Annotated in this window: 15 protein-coding genes and 3 tRNA genes; 15 read left to right on the top strand and 3 right to left on the bottom strand. The window is 71.9% G+C overall.

What is annotated here, in order from left to right; translation table 11 throughout:
• The first annotated feature begins 1 nt into the window (after window position 1).
• The 5 genes from kdpA (at window position 2) to ACIPLC_RS00590 (ending at window position 7,866) form a co-directional block, all read left to right on the top strand.
• Entirely contained in the window at window positions 2-1,663 is a 1,662-nt protein-coding gene (kdpA, locus tag ACIPLC_RS00610) for a potassium-transporting ATPase subunit KdpA (RefSeq protein WP_400469251.1), read from the top strand.
• Complete coding sequence (kdpB, locus tag ACIPLC_RS00605) at window positions 1,663-3,777, top strand: potassium-transporting ATPase subunit KdpB (RefSeq protein WP_400469248.1); 2,115 nt, start codon at window positions 1,663-1,665, stop codon at window positions 3,775-3,777. Before kdpA ends, kdpB begins: the two co-directional genes overlap by 1 nt.
• Window positions 3,778-3,791: 14 nt before the next feature.
• The gene (kdpC, locus tag ACIPLC_RS00600) at window positions 3,792-4,421 is read left to right on the top strand and encodes a potassium-transporting ATPase subunit KdpC (protein ID WP_400469246.1); all 630 of its coding nucleotides are present in this window, start codon (window positions 3,792-3,794) and stop codon (window positions 4,419-4,421) included.
• Between the two features lie 157 nt (window positions 4,422-4,578).
• On the top strand, window positions 4,579-7,122 hold the full coding sequence (locus ACIPLC_RS00595; RefSeq protein ID WP_400469243.1) for an ATP-binding protein: 2,544 nt from the start codon (window positions 4,579-4,581) through the stop codon (window positions 7,120-7,122).
• Window positions 7,123-7,191: 69 nt separating this feature from the next.
• Window positions 7,192-7,866, top strand: a complete 675-nt coding sequence (locus tag ACIPLC_RS00590) for a response regulator (protein ID WP_400469240.1) — start codon at window positions 7,192-7,194, stop codon at window positions 7,864-7,866.
• A gap of 241 nt (window positions 7,867-8,107) precedes the next feature.
• Here ACIPLC_RS00590 and ACIPLC_RS00585 read toward each other — a convergent pair whose 3' ends face one another.
• Window positions 8,108-9,379 (bottom strand): hydrolase, encoded by a 1,272-nt coding sequence (locus tag ACIPLC_RS00585; RefSeq protein WP_400469237.1) that lies wholly within the window; start codon window positions 9,377-9,379, stop codon window positions 8,108-8,110.
• A gap of 286 nt (window positions 9,380-9,665) precedes the next feature.
• Here ACIPLC_RS00585 and ACIPLC_RS00580 point away from each other — a divergent pair.
• The 8 genes from ACIPLC_RS00580 to ACIPLC_RS00545 all read left to right on the top strand — a co-directional run bounded on the left by ACIPLC_RS00580 (window position 9,666) and on the right by ACIPLC_RS00545 (window position 14,569).
• A tRNA-Thr gene (locus ACIPLC_RS00580) sits at window positions 9,666-9,738 on the top strand.
• A gap of 44 nt (window positions 9,739-9,782) precedes the next feature.
• A tRNA-Met gene (locus tag ACIPLC_RS00575) sits at window positions 9,783-9,855 on the top strand.
• Between the two features lie 83 nt (window positions 9,856-9,938).
• Window positions 9,939-10,103: a 50S ribosomal protein L33 gene (rpmG, locus tag ACIPLC_RS00570; RefSeq protein WP_006604855.1), complete on the top strand. Its 165-nt coding sequence runs from the start codon at window positions 9,939-9,941 to the stop codon at window positions 10,101-10,103.
• Window positions 10,104-10,260: 157 nt separating this feature from the next.
• Entirely contained in the window at window positions 10,261-10,719 is a 459-nt protein-coding gene (locus ACIPLC_RS00565; protein ID WP_400469234.1) for a MaoC family dehydratase N-terminal domain-containing protein, read from the top strand.
• Between the two features lie 5 nt (window positions 10,720-10,724).
• Complete coding sequence (locus tag ACIPLC_RS00560; RefSeq protein ID WP_400469232.1) at window positions 10,725-11,147, top strand: MaoC family dehydratase; 423 nt, start codon at window positions 10,725-10,727, stop codon at window positions 11,145-11,147.
• 91 nt (window positions 11,148-11,238) lie between these two features.
• On the top strand, window positions 11,239-11,829 hold the full coding sequence (locus ACIPLC_RS00555; RefSeq protein WP_400469230.1) for a TetR/AcrR family transcriptional regulator: 591 nt from the start codon (window positions 11,239-11,241) through the stop codon (window positions 11,827-11,829).
• A gap of 87 nt (window positions 11,830-11,916) precedes the next feature.
• Window positions 11,917-13,464: an MFS transporter gene (locus tag ACIPLC_RS00550; RefSeq protein WP_400469227.1), complete on the top strand. Its 1,548-nt coding sequence runs from the start codon at window positions 11,917-11,919 to the stop codon at window positions 13,462-13,464.
• Window positions 13,465-13,525: 61 nt separating this feature from the next.
• Window positions 13,526-14,569 carry a UDP-N-acetylmuramate dehydrogenase gene (locus tag ACIPLC_RS00545; protein WP_400469225.1) on the top strand — a complete coding sequence of 348 codons (1,044 nt, stop codon included), beginning with the start codon at window positions 13,526-13,528 and terminating at the stop codon, window positions 14,567-14,569.
• 21 nt (window positions 14,570-14,590) lie between these two features.
• Here ACIPLC_RS00545 and ACIPLC_RS00540 read toward each other — a convergent pair whose 3' ends face one another.
• Window positions 14,591-15,625, bottom strand: a complete 1,035-nt coding sequence (locus ACIPLC_RS00540; RefSeq protein WP_400469222.1) for an adenosine deaminase — start codon at window positions 15,623-15,625, stop codon at window positions 14,591-14,593.
• Window positions 15,626-15,723: 98 nt separating this feature from the next.
• Window positions 15,724-16,971: a pyridoxal phosphate-dependent aminotransferase gene (locus ACIPLC_RS00535; RefSeq protein ID WP_400469219.1), complete on the bottom strand. Its 1,248-nt coding sequence runs from the start codon at window positions 16,969-16,971 to the stop codon at window positions 15,724-15,726.
• A gap of 286 nt (window positions 16,972-17,257) precedes the next feature.
• Between ACIPLC_RS00535 and ACIPLC_RS00530 the strand changes: the two genes are divergently transcribed.
• Together ACIPLC_RS00530 and secE are read left to right on the top strand one after the other, a co-directional pair.
• Window positions 17,258-17,330, top strand: a tRNA-Trp gene (locus ACIPLC_RS00530).
• Window positions 17,331-17,476: 146 nt separating this feature from the next.
• Window positions 17,477-17,836, top strand: coding sequence for a preprotein translocase subunit SecE (gene secE, locus ACIPLC_RS00525; RefSeq protein ID WP_400469216.1), 360 nt, complete (start codon window positions 17,477-17,479; stop codon window positions 17,834-17,836).
• Window positions 17,837-17,932 lie beyond the last annotated feature (96 nt).

The following is a 17,932-nucleotide window of genomic DNA, read 5'->3' as shown; positions in this document are numbered from 1 at the left end:
CATGGGATCCACTCTCGCGGGCTGGCTGCAGGCCCTTGCCCTGGTCGGGGCACTGGCCCTGTGCTACCGCCCCCTTGGCGACTACATCGCCAAGCTCCTCACCACCACCAAGCACCTCAGAGTCGAGCGCGGCATCTACAAGGTGATCGGCGTCGACGGCGACGCCGATCAGCGCTGGCCGGTGTACCTCCGCTCGGTGCTGGCCTTCTCGGCCGTCTCCGTCCTCTTCCTCTACGGTCTGATCCGCCTCCAGGGCTACCTGCTGCTGAACCTGGGCGTTCCGCAGATGGAGGGTCACCAGGCCTGGAACACCGCGATCTCGTTCGTCGCCAACACCAACTGGCAGTCCTACGCCGGTGAGTCCGCGATGGGCCACCTGGCGCAGATGGCGGGCCTGGCGGTGCAGAACTTCGTCTCCGCGGCCGTCGGCATCGCCGTCGTCGGCGCGCTGATCCGGGGCTTCACCCGCAACCGGACCGACCGGGTCGGCAACTTCTGGGTGGACCTCACCCGGATCAACCTGCGCCTGCTGCTGCCGATCTCGATCGTCTTCGCCCTGGTCCTGGCCGCCTCCGGCGTGATCCAGAACTTCCACGGCTTCCACGAGGTGGCCACGCTCAGCGGCGAGGTGCAGAAGATCCCGGGCGGCCCGGTGGCCTCCCAGGAGGTCATCAAGCTGCTCGGCACCAACGGCGGCGGCTTCTTCAACGCCAACTCCGCGCACCCGTTCGAGAACCCGACCGGCTTCTCCAACCTGGTCGAGATCTTCCTGATCCTGCTGATCCCGTTCGCGCTGCCGCGGGCCTTCGGCCGGATGGTGGGGGACAACCGCCAGGGCTACGCGATCCTCGCCGTGATGGGCCTGTTCTGGGTCGCCTCGGTCGCCCTGCTCACCTTCGCCGAGTCGCAGCACCAGGGCACCGCCCTCCAGGCCGCGGGCGCCGCGATGGAGGGCAAGGAGCAGCGCTTCGGCATCGCCGCCAGTTCGCTGTTCGCCGCCTCGACCACGCTGACCTCGACCGGTGCGGTGAACTCCTTCCACGACTCGTACACGCCCTTCGGCGGCGGGTTGACGGTCTTCAACATGATGCTGGGCGAGATCGCGCCCGGCGGTGTGGGCTCCGGCCTGTACGGCATGCTCGTGCTGGCCATCGTCGCGGTGTTCGTCGCCGGTCTGATGGTCGGCCGCACCCCCGAGTACCTGGGCAAGAAGCTCGGCGGCCGGGAGATGAAGTTCGCCTCGCTGTACATCCTCACCACGCCGACGCTCGTGCTGGTCGGCACGGGCGTGGCGATGGCCCTGCCGGGCGAGCGGGCCGGGATGCTCAACTCGGGCGCCCACGGCTTCTCCGAGGTGCTGTACGCCTTCACCTCGGCCGCCAACAACAACGGCTCGGCCTTCGGCGGCATCACCGTCAACACCGACTGGTACGACACGGCGCTCGGCCTGGCGATGATCTTCGGCCGCCTCCTGCCGATCGTGTTCGTCCTGGCGCTGTCCGGTTCGCTCGCCCAGCAGCAGCCGGTCCCGGCCACCCCGGGCACCCTGCCCACCCACAAGCCGCTGTTCGTGGGCCTGCTGTCGGGCGTCATCCTGATCGTCGTCGGCCTCACCTACTTCCCGGCCCTGGCTCTCGGGCCGATCGCGGAAGGTCTCTCCTGATGTCCACCCCTACGCTCAACCCCGCACCGGCCGACAAGGCTGAGCCCGCCGCGCCGCACAGAGTGTCCAGCGGCCTGCTCGACCCGAAGCTGATCGTCGCGTCCCTGCCGGACGCGGTGAAGAAGCTCGACCCCCGGGTGATGGTCAAGAACCCGGTGATGTTCGTGGTCGAGGTCGGCTCGGTGGTCACCACCGTCTCCGCGATCGCCAGCCCGTCCGTGTTCGCCTGGGCCATCACCGTCTGGCTCTGGCTCACCACGATCTTCGCCAACCTGGCCGAGGCCGTCGCCGAGGGCCGCGGCAAGGCCCAGGCCGACACCCTGCGCAAGACCAAGACCGAGAGCGTCGCCCGCCGCCTCACCGACTGGCCCGCCACGCAGGCCGAGGAGGAGGTCCCGGGCACCGCGCTGCGGCTCGGCGACCACGTGGTGGTCGAGGCCGGACAGGTCATCCCCGGCGACGGCGACGTCGTCGAGGGTGTCGCGAGCGTCGACGAGTCGGCGATCACCGGCGAGTCCGCGCCGGTCATCCGGGAGTCCGGCGGTGACCGCTCCGCGGTGACCGGCGGCACCAAGGTGCTGTCCGACCGGATCGTGGTGAAGATCGCCTCGGAGCCCGGCAAGTCGTTCATCGACCGGATGATCGCCCTGGTCGAGGGCGCCGCCCGGCAGAAGACGCCGAACGAGATCGCGCTGAACATCCTGCTCGCCTCGCTGACCATCGTCTTCCTGGTCGCCGTGGTGACCCTGCAGCCGATGGCCACCTTCGCGGGCGCCCCGCAGTCGATGATCGTCCTGGTCGCCCTGATCGTGGCGCTCATCCCGACCACCATCGGCGCGCTGCTCTCCGCGATCGGCATCGCCGGCATGGACCGGCTGGTGCAGCGCAACGTGCTGGCGATGTCCGGCCGGGCCGTCGAGGCGGCCGGCGACGTCAACACCCTGCTGCTGGACAAGACCGGCACCATCACCCTGGGCAACCGCCAGGCCGCCGAGTTCCTGCCCGCCCCGGGCGTGTCCACCGAGGATCTGGCCAGCGCCGCGCAACTGTCGTCCCTCGCGGACGAGACCCCGGAGGGCCGCTCGATCGTGGTCCTCGCCAAGACCGAGTACGGTCTGCGGGCCCGCGCCCAGGGCGAGCTGACGCACGCCACCTGGGTCCCGTTCACCGCCCAGACCCGGATGTCCGGCGTCGACCTGGACGAGGCCGAGGCGGTCCACCAGGTCCGCAAGGGCGCGGCCGGCGCGGTCACCAACTGGGTGACCGGGAACGGCGGTTCGGTCGGCAACGAGGTCTCCGCCCTGGTCGACGGGATCTCCGCGGCCGGCGGCACCCCGCTGGTGGTGGCCACCAAGGTCGGCGCCGAGCCGGCCCGCGTCCTCGGGGTGATCCACCTCAAGGACGTGGTCAAGGAGGGCATGCGGGAGCGCTTCGACGAGCTCCGCCGGATGGGCATCAAGACCATCATGATCACGGGCGACAACCCGCTGACCGCCAAGGCGATCGCGGAGGAGGCGGGCGTGGACGACTTCCTCGCCGAGGCCACCCCCGAGGACAAGATGGCCCTGATCAAGAAGGAGCAGGAGGGCGGCAAGCTGGTCGCGATGACCGGCGACGGCACCAACGACGCCCCCGCGCTCGCCCAGGCCGACGTCGGCGTGGCCATGAACACCGGGACCATGGCGGCCAAGGAGGCCGGCAACATGGTCGACCTGGACTCCAACCCGACCAAGCTGATCGAGATCGTCGAGATCGGCAAGCAGTTGCTGATCACCCGTGGCGCGCTGACCACCTTCTCGATCGCCAACGACGTGGCCAAGTACTTCGCGATCATCCCCGCGATGTTCGCCGGGGTCTACCCGGGCCTGAGCCACCTCAACATCATGGGCCTGCACAGCCCGCAGTCCGCGATCACCTCGGCGATCATCTTCAACGCCCTGGTCATCATCGGCCTGATCCCGCTCGCCCTGCGCGGCGTGCGCTACCGCCCGTCCGACGCCAGCTCCCTGCTGCGCCGCAACATCGGGGTCTACGGCTTCGGCGGTCTGGTGGTGCCGTTCGTCGGCATCAAGCTGATCGACCTGATCGTCCAGTTCATCCCCGGCCTGAGCTGAGAGAGGAGAATCCGATGTCCAAGCCCCTGCCGACGACCGTCCGCACCCACTTCACCGCACTGCGGGCGCTGCTGGTGCTCACCGCGATCCTCGGGATCGCCTACCCGCTGCTGGTCACCGGGATCAGCCAGGTCGCCTTCACCGAGAAGGCCAACGGCTCGCTCGTGAAGTCCGACGGCAAGGAGGTCGGTTCCAGCCTGATCGGCCAGAACTTCAACCTCCCGAAGAAGAACCCCGACGACCCGAAGGAGGAGGCGCAGCCGGACCCGAAGTGGTTCCAGCCCCGCCCCTCCGCCAACTCCTACGCCGGCGACGGCTCGGGCGCCACCAACCTCGGCCCGAACAGCGACGACCTGCTCAAGGCCGTCAACGACCGCCGCGCCGCCGCCGCCGAGTTCGACGGCGTCGCCCCGGAGAGCGTCCCGGCCGACGCGCTGACCGCCTCCGGCTCCGGCCTCGACCCGTACATCTCGGTCGCCTACGCCGAGGAGCAGGTGAACCGGGTCGCCAAGACCCGCAACCTGTCGGCGGACGCGGTGCACAAGCTGGTCGAGAAGTACACCGAAGGCCGCTCGCTCGGCTTCCTCGGGCAGGAGGGCGTCAACGTCCTCCTGCTGAACCGGGCACTCGCGGAACAGAAGTGACCGGCGGAGCAGAAGTGACAGGTCAACGGCTGGATCCGTGAAACAGGCCGACCCGGGCCGGGGCACCACCCCCGCGCCCGGGTCGGCCGCCGTACGTCCCGACCCCGGCCCGAGGACGCCCTGGCGGCAGCCTCGCAGGAACGAAAGAGCAGTGCCCATGGCCCGCGACCTCACCCCCGGCACCGGCATCCGCAAGGGCCGGCTGAGGGTGTACCTCGGTTCCGCCCCGGGGGTCGGCAAGACCTACCGGATGCTGGACGAGGCCCGGCGCAGACAGGAGCGCGGGGCCGACGTCACGGTCGGGTACATCGAGTGCCACGGCCGCCGCCACACCGAGGGCATGCTGGACGGCCTGGAGGTGCTGCCGCGTGCCCGACGCTCCTACCGCGACGCCGAGTTCGACGAGATGGACCTCGACGCCGTGCTCGCCCGCCGCCCGTCCGTCGTGCTGGTCGACGAACTGGCGCACACCAACATCCCCGGCGGCCGCCACGCCAAGCGCTGGCAGGACGTCGAGGACCTGCTGGCCGCCGGGATCGACGTCATCACCACCGTCAACATCCAGCACCTGGAATCGCTGAACGACGTCGTCCAGAAGATCACCGGCATCCCGCAGCGCGAGACCGTCCCGGACGAGGTGGTCCGCCGGGCCGACCAGATCGAACTCGTCGACATGGCCCCGCAGGCGCTGCGCCGCCGGATGGCCCACGGCAACGTCTACAGGGCGGAGAAGGTGGACGCCGCGCTCTCCAACTACTTCCGGGTCGGCAACCTCACCGCCCTGCGCGAACTCGCCCTGCTCTGGGTGGCCGGGCGGGTCGACGAGGGCCTGCGCGACTACCGGGCCAGCCACAACATCGACCGCGTCTGGGAGACCCGCGAACGCGTCGTGGTCGCCCTCACCGGCGGCCCCGAGGGCGAGACCCTGATCCGCCGCGCCGCCCGGATCGCCGACCGCACCGCCGGCGGCGACCTGCTGGCCGTCCACGTCACCCGCAGCGACGGCCTGGCCGGCGCCTCCTCCGGTGCGCTCGCCCAGCAGCGCCAGCTGGTCGAGACCCTCGGCGGCAGCTACCACGTGGTGGTCGGCGACGACATCCCCACCGCGCTGCTCACCTTCGCCCGCGCCCACGACGCCACCCAGCTGGTGCTCGGCACCAGCCGCCGCGGCCGGATCAACCGCTTCCTCACCGGCCCCGGCATCGGCGAGACCACCGTGGACGACTCCGAGGACATCGACGTCCACATGGTCACCCACGAGTTCACCGGCCGCGGCCGGCTGCCCTCGCTCGGCCGCCGCCACTCCAAGCGCCGCACCATCGCCGGCTACGCGGCCGGCCTCGTGGTGCCCTGGCTGCTGACCGCGCTCCTGTCCCAGGCGCACGAGAGCATCAACCTCACCACCGACGCGCTGATCTTCCAGCTCGGCGTGGTCATCGTCGCCCTGCTCGGCGGCGCCACCTCCGCCCTGCTGGCCTCGGTCACCGCCTCGCTGCTGCTCAACTACTACTTCATCCCGCCGATACACGCCCTGACCATCGGCGAGACCAACAACATCGTCGCCCTGGTCGTCTTCGCCACCGTCGCGCTCGCCGTCGCCACCATCGTCGACCACGCCAGCCGGCTCACCAGTCGCGCCGCCCGTGCCACCGCCGAGGCCGAGACCCTCTCCACCCTGGCCGGCAGCGTGCTGCGCGGCGCCGACGCCCTGTCCGCCCTGCTGGAGAAGTCCCGGACGGCCTTCGGCATGCAGGCCGTCGCCCTGCTCTCCCGGGCCGACGACGAGGTGCTCGCCCACTCCGAGGCCGAGCACCAGGACGACCCCGACGGGCAGAGCGAGACCACCGAGGTCCCGGTCGGCGCGGACGCCGTCCTGGTCCTCACCGGCCGCCGGCTGCCGGCCGCCGACCAGCGCGTCCTCACCGCCTTCGCCGCGCACGTCGCCGTCGCGCTGGAACGCGACCGGCTCGCCGTGGTGGCCGCCGAGGTCGAGCCGATCAAGGCCGCCGACCGGATGCGCACCGCCCTGCTCGCCGCCGTCAGCCACGACCTGCGCACTCCGCTCGCCGCCGCGCTCGCCTCGGTCGGCTCGCTGCGCAGCCCCGACGTCGAGTTCTCGCCCGAGGACCAGGCCGAACTGCTCGCCACCGCCGACGAGTCGCTGGTCAAGCTCACCCGCCTGGTCGACAACCTGCTCGACATGAGCCGCCTCCAGGCCGGCGCGCTCACCCTGCACCTCAGCGAGACCCACCTCGACGAGATCCTGCCCCGGGCGCTCGACAGCCTCCCCGACCCGTACGCCCCGATCCAGCCGCTCGACCTGGACACCGCGCCGCCGGTGCTCGCCGACCCGCCGCTGCTGGAGCGGGTGCTCGCCAACGTGATCACCAACGCGCTGCGCTACAACGCGCCCGGCGCGCCCGTCCTGGTCACCGCCAGCCACCACGCCGACCAGGTCGAGATCCGGGTGATCGACCGCGGCCCCGGCATCGCCCCCGAGGAGCGCGACCGGGTCTTCCTGCCCTTCCAGCGCCTCGGCGACACCGACAACACCACCGGTGTCGGACTCGGCCTCGCGCTCTCCCGAGGCCTGGCCGAGGCGATGGGCGGCAGCCTGGAGGTCGAGGACACCCCCGGGGGCGGCACCACCATGCTGCTCACCCTGCCCGCCGCCGCTCGGGAGGAGCCCGTGCATGAGTGAACGAAGTGAACGAATCGTCGAAAGGTGCGTGTCCCGCGAAGCGACCGCCGGGCGAAGCGAGGCGGACGCATGAGCGAGATCCTGATCGTCGACGATGAACCCGCCCTGTTGCGGACGCTGCGGATCAACCTCAGCGCCCGGAAGTACGCCGTCCGGACGGCCGCCAGCGGCGGCGAGGCGCTGGACCGCGCCGCGCACTCCGTCCCGGACGCCGTGCTGCTCGACCTCGGCCTGCCGGACCTGGACGGCATGGACGTGCTGCGCGGCCTGCGCACCCGCAGCGCGATGCCGATCATCGTGCTCTCCGGCCGGTCCGGCGCCGCCGACAAGGTGGGCGCCCTCGACGCGGGCGCCGACGACTACCTCACCAAGCCGTTCCTGATGGAGGAACTGCTGGCCCGGCTGCGGGCCGTGCTGCGCCGGCCGCTGGGCGGTGCCCCGCTGGGCCGGCCGGTGATCGGCGACCACATCGTCGACCTGACGGCCACCACGGTGACCGGCCCGCAGGGCCTGGTGCGGCTCACCCCGACCGAGTGGCGGATCCTCGCCCTGCTGGTGGCCAACCCGGGCCGGCTGGTGCCCGGGCGGCAGATCCTGCGCGAGGTGTGGGGGCCGGCCCAGGAGGCGCGCGGCAACTACCTGCGGGTCTACCTGGCCGGGCTGCGCCGCAAGTTGGAGCGCGACCCGGCCCGTCCGCGGCACCTGATCACCGAACCGGGGATCGGGTACCGGTACGAGCCCTGAGCCCCGTCCCGGCCGCCGTCGCGTCAACGACCCGTCAAGAGCGGGCCGGGGGCCGACAGGGGAGCGTCAAGGCGGGCTCGGAGCGGTGTTCCGTGGGCGTAGCGTCAGTGCTGACCGAGCGGGACCGGCTCCAATGTGGGGGAGGCCCGGGACCGCTCCAGCCGCCGTCGAACGGCGGCCAGCAGGTGGGGGAGGGGCGCGCGACATCCGTCGCGCGCCCCTTGAATTTTCCGGGTCCGCCTCAGCCCCCGCCGGTGCTCCCGGCCTGCCGGGGCAGCGCCAGCGCCACGGTGTCCGCGAACTCCCGCACCGCGCTGGTCCGGCTGACCACCCGGCCGCTGTGCACCACCAGCCGGCTGTGGCCGCCCGCGAGCGCCCCGGCCAGGCTGTCCCCGCGCACCGCCAGCAGCTCCGCCGGGAACCCGGCGTCCACCCGGACCGGTGGCAGCCCGAGGGCCGCCCGGGCCTGGTTCGCCACCGCGTCGTACGCCGCCTCCAGCTCCAGCTCCCCGCCCGCCGCCAGCAGGTACGCCGACTCCAGTGGATCCGCCCGGCCGACCGGGTTGGACTGGTCCCGCAGCGCGCCGCTGCCGGCCGCCAGCGGCACCCGGGCCTCCGTCAACTCCCGCAGCAGGCCCGGCCGCAGCCCCGCCGCCCGGCCCTCCAGCCCGGTGCAGCCGCCGTTCTGCGGCAGGCAGACCACCCGCACCCCGCCGGTCGCCAGCACCGTGGACGCACCCCGGGCCAGCGCCCCGCACGGCCCGAGCGTCACCCTCGGCCGCAGCGGGGCCAACATGCCGACCAGCCGCGCGAGTTGGGCCGGATCGCCGGCCGTGGTGTGCAGGTCCACCGGGCAGTCCGCCTCCCGGGCGGCCTCCAGCAGCACCTGGACGTACCCGGCCGGATCCGGGTCCAGCTCCGGGCAGCCGCCGGCCGCGGTGGCGCCCAGCTTGAGCGCGTCGCGAAGTTGGGCCCGGCCGTCCGCGCCGGCCCGGCCGGTGAGCAGCCGGGGCATCGCCACCGCCTGGAGTTCGGCCAGACCGCGCAGCGCCTGCCGGGCGGTGAGCACCGCCTCCAGCCGGCGCAGCCCGTGCACGTCGCCGATCCGGACGTGGGTGCGCTGGGCGGTGGCGCCGTAGCCGAGCGAGGTGAGCGCGGCCTCGGTGACCCGCCGGGTGAGGTCGGTCGGGCCCTCCGGTGGCGGGGTGGGCAGGGCGGCGGAGAACGCGACGTCGTAGTGGGCGTGCGCCTCGGCGGGGGCCGGCAGCAGCAGGTAGCCCGTGAGGTCGATCCGGGCGCCGGTGGTGACGGTGGGGGCGCCGGGCAGGGCGGGCAGCGGGCCGAGGCTGCCGACGGTGCCGACGGCCTGGATCCGGTCTCCGCTGATCCGGACGTCCACCACCCGCCCGTCGGCCAGTCGGGCGCCGGTGAGCAGGAGGACCGGTCCGTGCCCGAGCGGGTTGGCCGCGGGGCCGGAGCCGGAGTGCGGACCGTCGGCGGCTGCGCTGCCCATCGCCGGCTCCTTCCCGCGCTGGCCCGTCCGGTCGGCCGGACCGTCCTGACCCCAGGTCGTCCTGCCGCCCCGGGCCGTCCCGATCAATGAGGGTCGAGCCTATGGCGCGTGGGGGCGGGGCGCTCGGAGGCGGGCAATAGTCGTATCGGGTCGGGCCGTGCGGCCGGTGGGCCGATCGAACGCGGGGCCTTGGATCGTTCGTCCGTGCACCTCGCCGACCTGCGGTCTTCGTGTCGGGATACGGATTTCACCTCTGGGCGCGGAACGTGTAATCTCTTCCTCGTTCGCCCCTATAGCTCAGTCGGTAGAGCGTCTCCATGGTAAGGAGAAGGTCTGCGGTTCGATTCCGCATGGGGGCTCTGGTGAAAAGCGGTTCGGCTTCGGCCGTACGGTGGATCACTGTGGCGGTGTAGCTCAGTTGGTAGAGCAAGCGGCTCATAATCGCTGTGTCACCGGTTCAAGTCCGGTCACCGCTACCCCGCGTAGTCGGTCGGGAGATCGCACTCCCGGTCGGCTACTCTTGTCGTGTTCTTATTCGTTGTCCCAGGAAGGCACTCCCGTGGCTGCCACCGACGTCCGCCCGAAGATCACGCTGGCCTGCGTGGAGTGCAAGGAGCGGAACTACATCACCAAGAAGAACCGGCGTAACGACCCGGACCGTCTTGAGATGAAGAAGCACTGCCCCCGCTGCAACTCGCACACCGCGCACCGCGAGACCCGCTGACCCTCTCGCAGGGCATCGGGCCTGTGTGAAACCAGGTCTTGAGCTCCGGGCCGCATCCCTCAGGGGGTGCGGCCCGGAGTTTTTCGCGTATGCACCCATGCGCACCCCGCCGGCGGCAACGGTCGCCGGATCCACCGTGCTTCCGAGGAGTTGCCCCATGGCACTCGACCCCTCCTTCATCGGGCGGACCTACCCGCCCACCGAGCCGTACGAGGTCGGCCGGGAGAAGATCCGCGAGTTCGCGATCGCGATCGGGGACGCCAACCCGGCGTTCACCGATCCGGTGGTGGCGAAGGCGCTGGGCCACCCTGACGTGATCGCCCCGCCGACCTTCCCGTTCCTGATCACCTACCGGGCGGCCGCCCAGGTGGTCGAGGACCCGGAGCTGGGCCTGGACTACAGCCGGGTGGTGCACGGGGACCAGAAGTTCTCCTACTCCCGCCCGGTGCTGGCCGGCGACCGGCTGACGGTCGCGGTGACCATCGACAACATCAAGTCGCTGGCGGGCAACGACGTGCTCACCGTGCGTGGCGAGGTGTCGGACGCGATCGGCGAGCACGTGGTGACGTCGGTCATGACGCTGGTGGCCCGGGCCGCCGACGAGACGGGGAAGTGAACACGATGGCGATCAGCTACGACGAGGTCGAGGTCGGCACCCAGCTGCCGGCGCAGTCCTTCCCGGTGACCCGCGACACCCTGGTGCGGTACGCGGGTGCCTCCGGCGACTTCAACCCGATCCACTGGAACGAGAAGTTCGCCCGGGAGGTCGGCCTGCCGGACGTCATCGCGCACGGCATGTTCACCATGGCCGCGGCGGTCCGGGTGGTCACCGACTGGGTCGGCGACCCGGCCGCGGTGGTCGAGTACGGCGTCCGCTTCACCCGCCCCGTCCCGGTGCCGAACGACGGCGTCGGCGCGGTGGTCGAGGTGTCGGCCAAGGTCGCCAAGCTGCTGGGCGACCGCAAGGTGCAGGTCGACCTGCTGGCCACCACCGGCGGGCAGAAGGTGCTCGGGATGTCCAGGGCGGTCGTCCGGCTCGCCTGAGGTGTCCGGCCGCGGCGGGGCCCGTTCGACGGGACTCCCGCCGCGCCCGCCGGCCTTGCGAAGATAGTGATTGGCCACTAACTTGGCTGCCATGGCGAAGTCGAGCATCCGGATGAGTGCGGAGGAGCGGCGCGAGAGCGTCGTTCGCGCCGCGGTGATCGAATTCGCCAGGAGCGGCTACCGGGGGACGTCCACCGAGGCGATCGCCCGCCGGGTGGGCGTCTCGCAGCCGTACCTGTTCCGGCTGTTCCCCGGCAAGCAGGCGATCTTCACGGCCGCCGCCGAGCGCTGCATCGAGGAGACCTGGAAGGTCTTCGACGAGGCGTCGGTCGGGCTGACCGGGGCGGCCGCCGCCGAAGCGATGTCCGAGGCGTACCTGGGCCTGGTCGCGGACAGCGAGCAGCTCATGATGCAGATGCAGCTCTACGTCTCGGTGTTCGCGGCTAGGACGACCGGCGAGGACGAGATCGGGGAGACCGCCCGGAGGCTCTGGGAGGAGCTGTTCGAGCGGGTCAGGGACCGGATCGGCGGTGACGTGCAGGGCGCCGCGGAGTTCTTCGCGTACGGGATGCTGATCAACACGCTGGTGGCACTGGGGTACCCCCGGGACCACCGGATCTGGAGCGGCCTGGGCTTCGGAGAGCACGGAGAGCACGGAGAGCACGGCGAGGGCGGGGAGTAGCGGGCCGCACGGTGGAGTCCGTGCGGCCTCTTTTCGGGCCTCGAAAGTTAGTGATCAATAACTATCTAAGACCCCTGGGGGGAAGTCATGACGGAGAGAACGGAAGAACAGGGCCTGGGACGGCTCGGTGTCTGGACCCTGGTGATCACCAGCGTCGCGGGCTTCATGGCCAGCCTGGACAACCTGGTCGTCACCACCGCGCTGCCGTCCATCCGCGAGGACCTCGGCGGCGGGCTGTCCGACCTGGAGTGGACGGTCAGCGCCTACACCCTGTCCTTCGCCGTCCTGCTGATGTTCGGTGCCGCGCTCGGCGACCGCTTCGGCCGCCGCCGGATCTTCCTGGTCGGGCTCACGCTCTTCACCGTCGGCTCCGCCGCGGCCGCCCTCTCGCCGGGCATCGGCGCGCTGATCGCCGCCCGCGCCGTCCAGGGCGCCGGTGCCGCGGTCTCCATGCCGCTCACCCTCACCCTGCTCACCGCCGCGGTGCCGGCGGCCAAGCGGGGCCTGGCCTTCGGCATCTGGGCGGGCGTCAACGGCCTCGCCGTCGCCACCGGACCGCTGGTCGGCGGGACGCTCACCGAGCACTTCTCCTGGCAGTGGATCTTCTGGGTGAACGTCCCGGTCGGCCTCGTCCTGATCCCGCTCTCCGCCCTCAAGCTCCGCGAGAGCCGGGGCGCCAACCCGGCCCTGGACGTGGTCGGCACGATCCTGGTCAGCCTGGGCCTGTTCGGCGTCGTCCTCGGCCTGATCCGCGGCAACCCGAACGGCTGGACCAGCCCGCTGGTGCTCGGCTCCCTGATCGCCGGCGTCGCGCTGCTCACCGCCTTCGTGCTGTACGAGCAGCGCTGGGCCAGGCACCCGATGCTCCCGATGCGGCTGTTCCGCAGCCGGGCCTTCTCCGCCGTCAACGCCTCCGGCCTGCTGATGTTCCTCGGCATGTTCGGCTCGATCTTCCTGATCAGCCAGCACCTGCAGAGCGTGGGCGGCTACAGCCCGCAGGAGGCCGGCATCCGGATGCTCCCGTGGACCGGCATGCCGCTGATCGTCGCCCCGATCGCGGGCATCCTGGCCGACCGCTTCGGCGGCCGCCCGATCGTGGTCACCGGGCTGCTGCTGCAGGGTGCCGGCCTGGCGATGTACGCGGCGATCACCGGCGGCACCACCGGCTACGACTACGCCGCCGAGATCCCCGCCGTGGTGATCTGCGGCATCGGCATGTCGCTGTACTTCGCCCCGACCGCCGCCCTGGTGATGGACAGCGTCCGACCGGAGGAGCAGGGCATCGCCTCCGGCGCCAACAACGCGCTGCGCGAGGTCGGCGGCGCGCTCGGGGTGGCCGTCCTCTCGGCCGTGTTCTCGGCGCAGGGCGGGTACACGTCGGAGCAGTCCTTCGTCGACGGGCTGGTGCCCGCGCTGTACGTCGGCGCCGGGGTGGTCGGGGTCGCGGCGGTCTGCGCGTTCTTCCTCCCGCGCCGGGTGAAGCCCGCGGCCGTCGTCGACGGGCCGGCGGCCGTGGAGCCGGAGGAGGCCGGTGCCCTGAAGCCGGAGAAGGCCGGTGCCCTGAAGCCGGAGAAGGCCGGTGTCGAACGGCCCGAGGACGCGGCGCCCGTCCATGCCGAGGCCTCGAAGGCCTGACCGGTCGACCCGGGTGCGGGGGCGGCCGGGCGGCCGCCCCCGCACCCGTACGCTGGTGGGCGTGCTGGTAGAAAACGACGCCCCCCTCGCCCCGCTGACCACGCTCCGGCTCGGCGGCCCGGCCCGCCGCCTGGTGACCGCCCACACCGACGACGAGGTGATCGCCGCCGTCCGCGCGGCCGACGAGGCCGGCGAGCCGCTGCTGGTCCTCGGCGGCGGCTCCAACCTGGTGATCGGCGACGCGGGCTTCCCCGGCACCGTGCTGCGGATCGCGACCACCGGCTTCGTCCTGGACGGCACCGTGCTGGAGCTGGCGGCCGGCGAGGTCTGGTCGGAGGCGGTCACCCGCGCGGTGCGCGAGCACGGTCTGGCGGGCGTCGAGTTCCTGGCCGGCATCCCCGGCTCGGCCGGCGCGACCCCGGTGCAGAACGTCGGCGCGTACGGCCAGGAGGTCGCCCAGTCGATCACCGAGGTGGTCGCCTACGACCGCACGGCCGGCGAGGTGGTCACGCTCCCCAACGCCGAGTGCGCGTTCTCCTACCGGCACAGCCGCTTCAAGACCGAGCCGGACCGCTTCGTGGTGCTGCGGGTGCGGTTCGCCCTGGCCGACCACGGCGGGCTCTCCACCCCGGTCAAGTACGCCGAGGTGGCCAGGCACTTCGGCGTCGAGCAGGGCGAGCGGGTGCCGCTGGAGCGGGCGTACGACGCGGTGCTGGGGCTGCGCTCCGGCAAGGGCATGGTGCTGGACCCGGCGGACCACGACACCTGGTCGGCCGGCTCCTTCTTCACCAACCCGGTGCTCACCGCCGCCCAGTACGAGTCCTTCCGGACCCGCCCGGGCACCGAGAACGCCCCCGCCTACCCGGCGCCGGAGGGCTGCACCAAGACCTCGGCCGCCTGGCTGATCGACCGGGCCGGCTTCGGCAAGGGCTACGGCAGCGGCCCGGCGACGCTCTCCACCAAGCACACCCTGGCGCTCACCAACCGCGGCGCGGCCACCGCCGAGGACCTGCTGGCGCTGGCCCGGGAGATCCGGGACGGCGTCCGCGAGGCCTTCGGGGTCGAGCTGGTGAACGAGCCGGTGATGATCGGCGTCAAGCTCTAGGCCCGGTCCCCAGGGCACGCCTCAGGTGCCGCTGGCCAGCCAGGCGTCGACGTCCGCCAGCAGCTCCTTGCGGACGGCCTCCGGCGCGCATGAGCCGCGGACGGACTGCCGTGCCAGCTCGGCGAGTTCGGCGTCGCTGAAGCCGAGGACGCCGCGGGCCAGGTCGTACTGGGCGGCCAGCCGGCTGCCGAACAGCAGCGGGTCGTCCGCGCCCAGGGCCAGCGGCACGCCGGCGTCGAACAGCCGCCGCAGCGGGACGTCCTCGGGGCGCTCGTAGACGCCGAGCGAGACGTTCGAGGACGGGCAGACCTCGCAGGTGATCTGGCGGTCCGCCAGCCGTTCCATCAGCCGGGGGTCCTCGGCGGCGCGGACGCCGTGGCCGATCCGGCCGGCGCCCAGGTCGTCCAGGCAGTCCCGGACGGATTCGGGCCCGGCCAGCTCGCCGCCGTGCGGGGCGGCCAGCAGCCCGCCCTTGCGGGCGATCTCGAAGGCCCGGTCGAAGTCCCGGGCGAGGCCGCGCCGCTCGTCGTTGGAGAGGCCGAAGCCGACCACGCCCTGGTCGGCGTACCGGACGGCGAGCCGGGCCAGCGTCCGGGCGTCCATCGGGGACTTCATCCGGTTCGCCGCGACCAGCACCCGGATGCCCACCCCGGTGGCCGTGGCGGCCTGCTCCACGGCGTCCAGGATCAGCTCCAGCGCGGGGATCAGCCCGCCCAGCCGGGGCGCGTACGAGGTCGGGTCGACCTGGATCTCCAGCCAGCGGGAGCCGTCCCGCCGCTCGTCCTGGGCGGTCTCCAGGACCAGCCGGCGGATGTCCTCCTCGTCCCGCAGCACCGAGCGGGCGGTGTCGTACAGGCGCTGGAAGCGGAACCAGCCGCGTTCGTCGGTGGCCCGCAGTCGCGGCGGCTCGCCGGAGCTGAGCGCCTCCGGCAGTCGGACGCCGTGCTTGTCGGCCAGCTCCAGCAGGGTGGCGGGCCGCATCGAGCCGGTGAAGTGCAGGTGCAGGTGGGCCTTCGGAAGGTCCCTGACGTCTCGCGGATTCAACAGGCGTTCCATTCGCCGATACTGCCGCATCGGGCCCCCAAACGGGAACCGCCCTCCTTCCGTCCCCCGAAGGGGTGAAAGAGGGCGGTACCCGACGTGAAGCGCGGGTGTCAGTCGCGGGCCTCGCCGAGCAGCTTCTGCAGCCGGCCGATGCCCTCGACCAGGTCGGTGTCGCCGAGCGCGTAGGAGAACCGCAGGTAGCCGGGGGTGCCGAAGGCCTCGCCCGGGACGGCCGCGACCTCGGCCTCGTCCAGGATCAGCGAGGCCAGCTCGCCGGAGCTCTGCGGGCGGTGGCCGCGGATCTCCTTGCCCAGCAGGCCCTTGACGGACGGGTACACGTAGAACGCGCCCTCCGGCTCGGGGCAGTACACGCCCTCGATCTCGTTGAGCATCCGCACGATGGTCTTGCGGCGGCGGTCGAAGGCGGTGCGCATCTCGTGCACCGCGGCCAGGTCGCCGCTGACGGCGGCGATCGCGGCGCGCTGGGCGACGTTGGAGACGTTCGAGGTGGCGTGCGACTGCAGGTTGGTCGCGGCCTTGATGACGTCCTTGGGGCCGATCACCCAGCCCACCCGCCAGCCGGTCATCGCGTAGGTCTTGGCGACGCCGTTGACCACGACGCACTTGTCGGCCAGCTCGGGCAGCAGGGCCGGCAGCGAGGTGAAGGAGGCGTCGCCGTACACCAGGTGCTCGTAGATCTCGTCGGTGAGCACCCAGAGGCCGTGCTCCAGCGCCCAGCGGCCGATCGCCTCGGCCTCGGCCTCGGTGTACACCGCGCCGGTCGGGTTGGACGGCGAGACGAAGAGCACCACCTTGGTGTTCTCGGTGCGGGCCGCCTCCAGCTGCTCGACCGAGACCTTGTAACCGGTGGTCTCGTCGGTCACGACCTCCACCGGGACGCCGCCGGCGAGCTGGACCGACTCCGGGTAGGTGGTCCAGTACGGGGCCGGGATGATGACCTCGTCGCCCGGGTCCAGGATCGCGGCGAACGCCTCGTAGATCGCCTGCTTGCCGCCGTTGGTGACCAGCACCTGGGAGGCGTCCACCTCGTAGCCGGAGTCGCGCAGCGTCTTGGCGGCGATCGCGGACTTCAGCTCGGGCAGGCCACCCGCCGGGGTGTAGCGGTGGTTCTTCGGGTCGCGGCAGGCCTCGACGGCCGCCTCGACGATGTAGTCCGGGGTGGGGAAGTCGGGCTCGCCGGCTCCGAAGCCGATCACCGGACGGCCGGCCGCCTTGAGGGCCTTGGCCTTGGCGTCCACGGCGAGGGTCGCGGACTCGGCGATCGCACCGATCCGGGCGGAGACCCGGCGGTCGGCGGGGCGGATGGAACGGTCGGGCTGCGGGGTGGAAGCGCTCATGCCTGCATCGTCGCAGAACCGGGACGGACCGGGCATCGCGGTTTCACCATCCGTACCGGACCGTCCACATGGCGGCGCCCGCCGATCCGCCGGTGATCATGCGGGCATGCCGGACATATGCCGGACGAGCGGTGCCACCGGAAGAAGAGGTTCGACCAAACACCCCTCGACCACGTACACTCACTGCTCGACGGCCCGCCGAAAAAGAACCGGAGCTTCCACCAGCTGTGCAGACAGCGGGGGGAGATGCGGTAGGTTGGTCGCTACGGAGCCGCGAGGCACCCGTAGGGCAATAGCTCAATTGGTAGAGCACCGGTCTCCAAAACCGGCGGTTGGGGGTTCAAGTCCCTCTTGCCCTGCTGCTTGATCCGTCTTCAGCCCGTTCGCTCCACAGAGCGAGCGGGCTTGATGCGGAGAAGGCACCGATCAGCACCGCTTGTAGCCGGCCGTCCGTGCCCCATCGGGTGCGGGACGCTCGGCCGGACCCGGATTCAGGTGAGGACGAGTGACGGAGACCACGGGCTCCACCGCAACGCCTGAGAGTGGCAACCCTGAGGGTGCCGACGGCGCTGCCGGGACCACGCCCGCCGAGGGCGAGGAGAAGGCGCTCTCGCGCCGCGAGCGCAAGCGTGCCGCCCGCGCGGGTGACAAGAAGTCCGGCAAGCGCGGCAAGATGGGCCCGTTCGCGCGGATCGGCCTGTTCTACCGCCAGATCATCGCCGAACTGCGCAAGGTCGTCTGGCCCAGCCGGAGCGAGCTCACCCAGTACACGACCGTCGTCGTCGTGTTCGTCGTGGTCGTGATGGCCTTCGTGGCCGGTCTGGACTACGGCCTCTCCAAGCTGAGCCTCCTGATCTTCGGCTGACCTGGCCGTCCCACCTTCGAAGCAAGCTCCCGACCCGGGCCGAATCCTCGGCCCGGGTCGTGCTGTCTGCGCCGGACGTACGCGGCCGCTACCGTG

The sequence above is a fragment of the Kitasatospora sp. NPDC086801 genome (assembly GCF_044745805.1).
GTDB lineage: Bacteria > Actinomycetota > Actinomycetes > Streptomycetales > Streptomycetaceae > Kitasatospora.
This window is presented reverse-complemented; position numbering and strand designations above follow the sequence as displayed.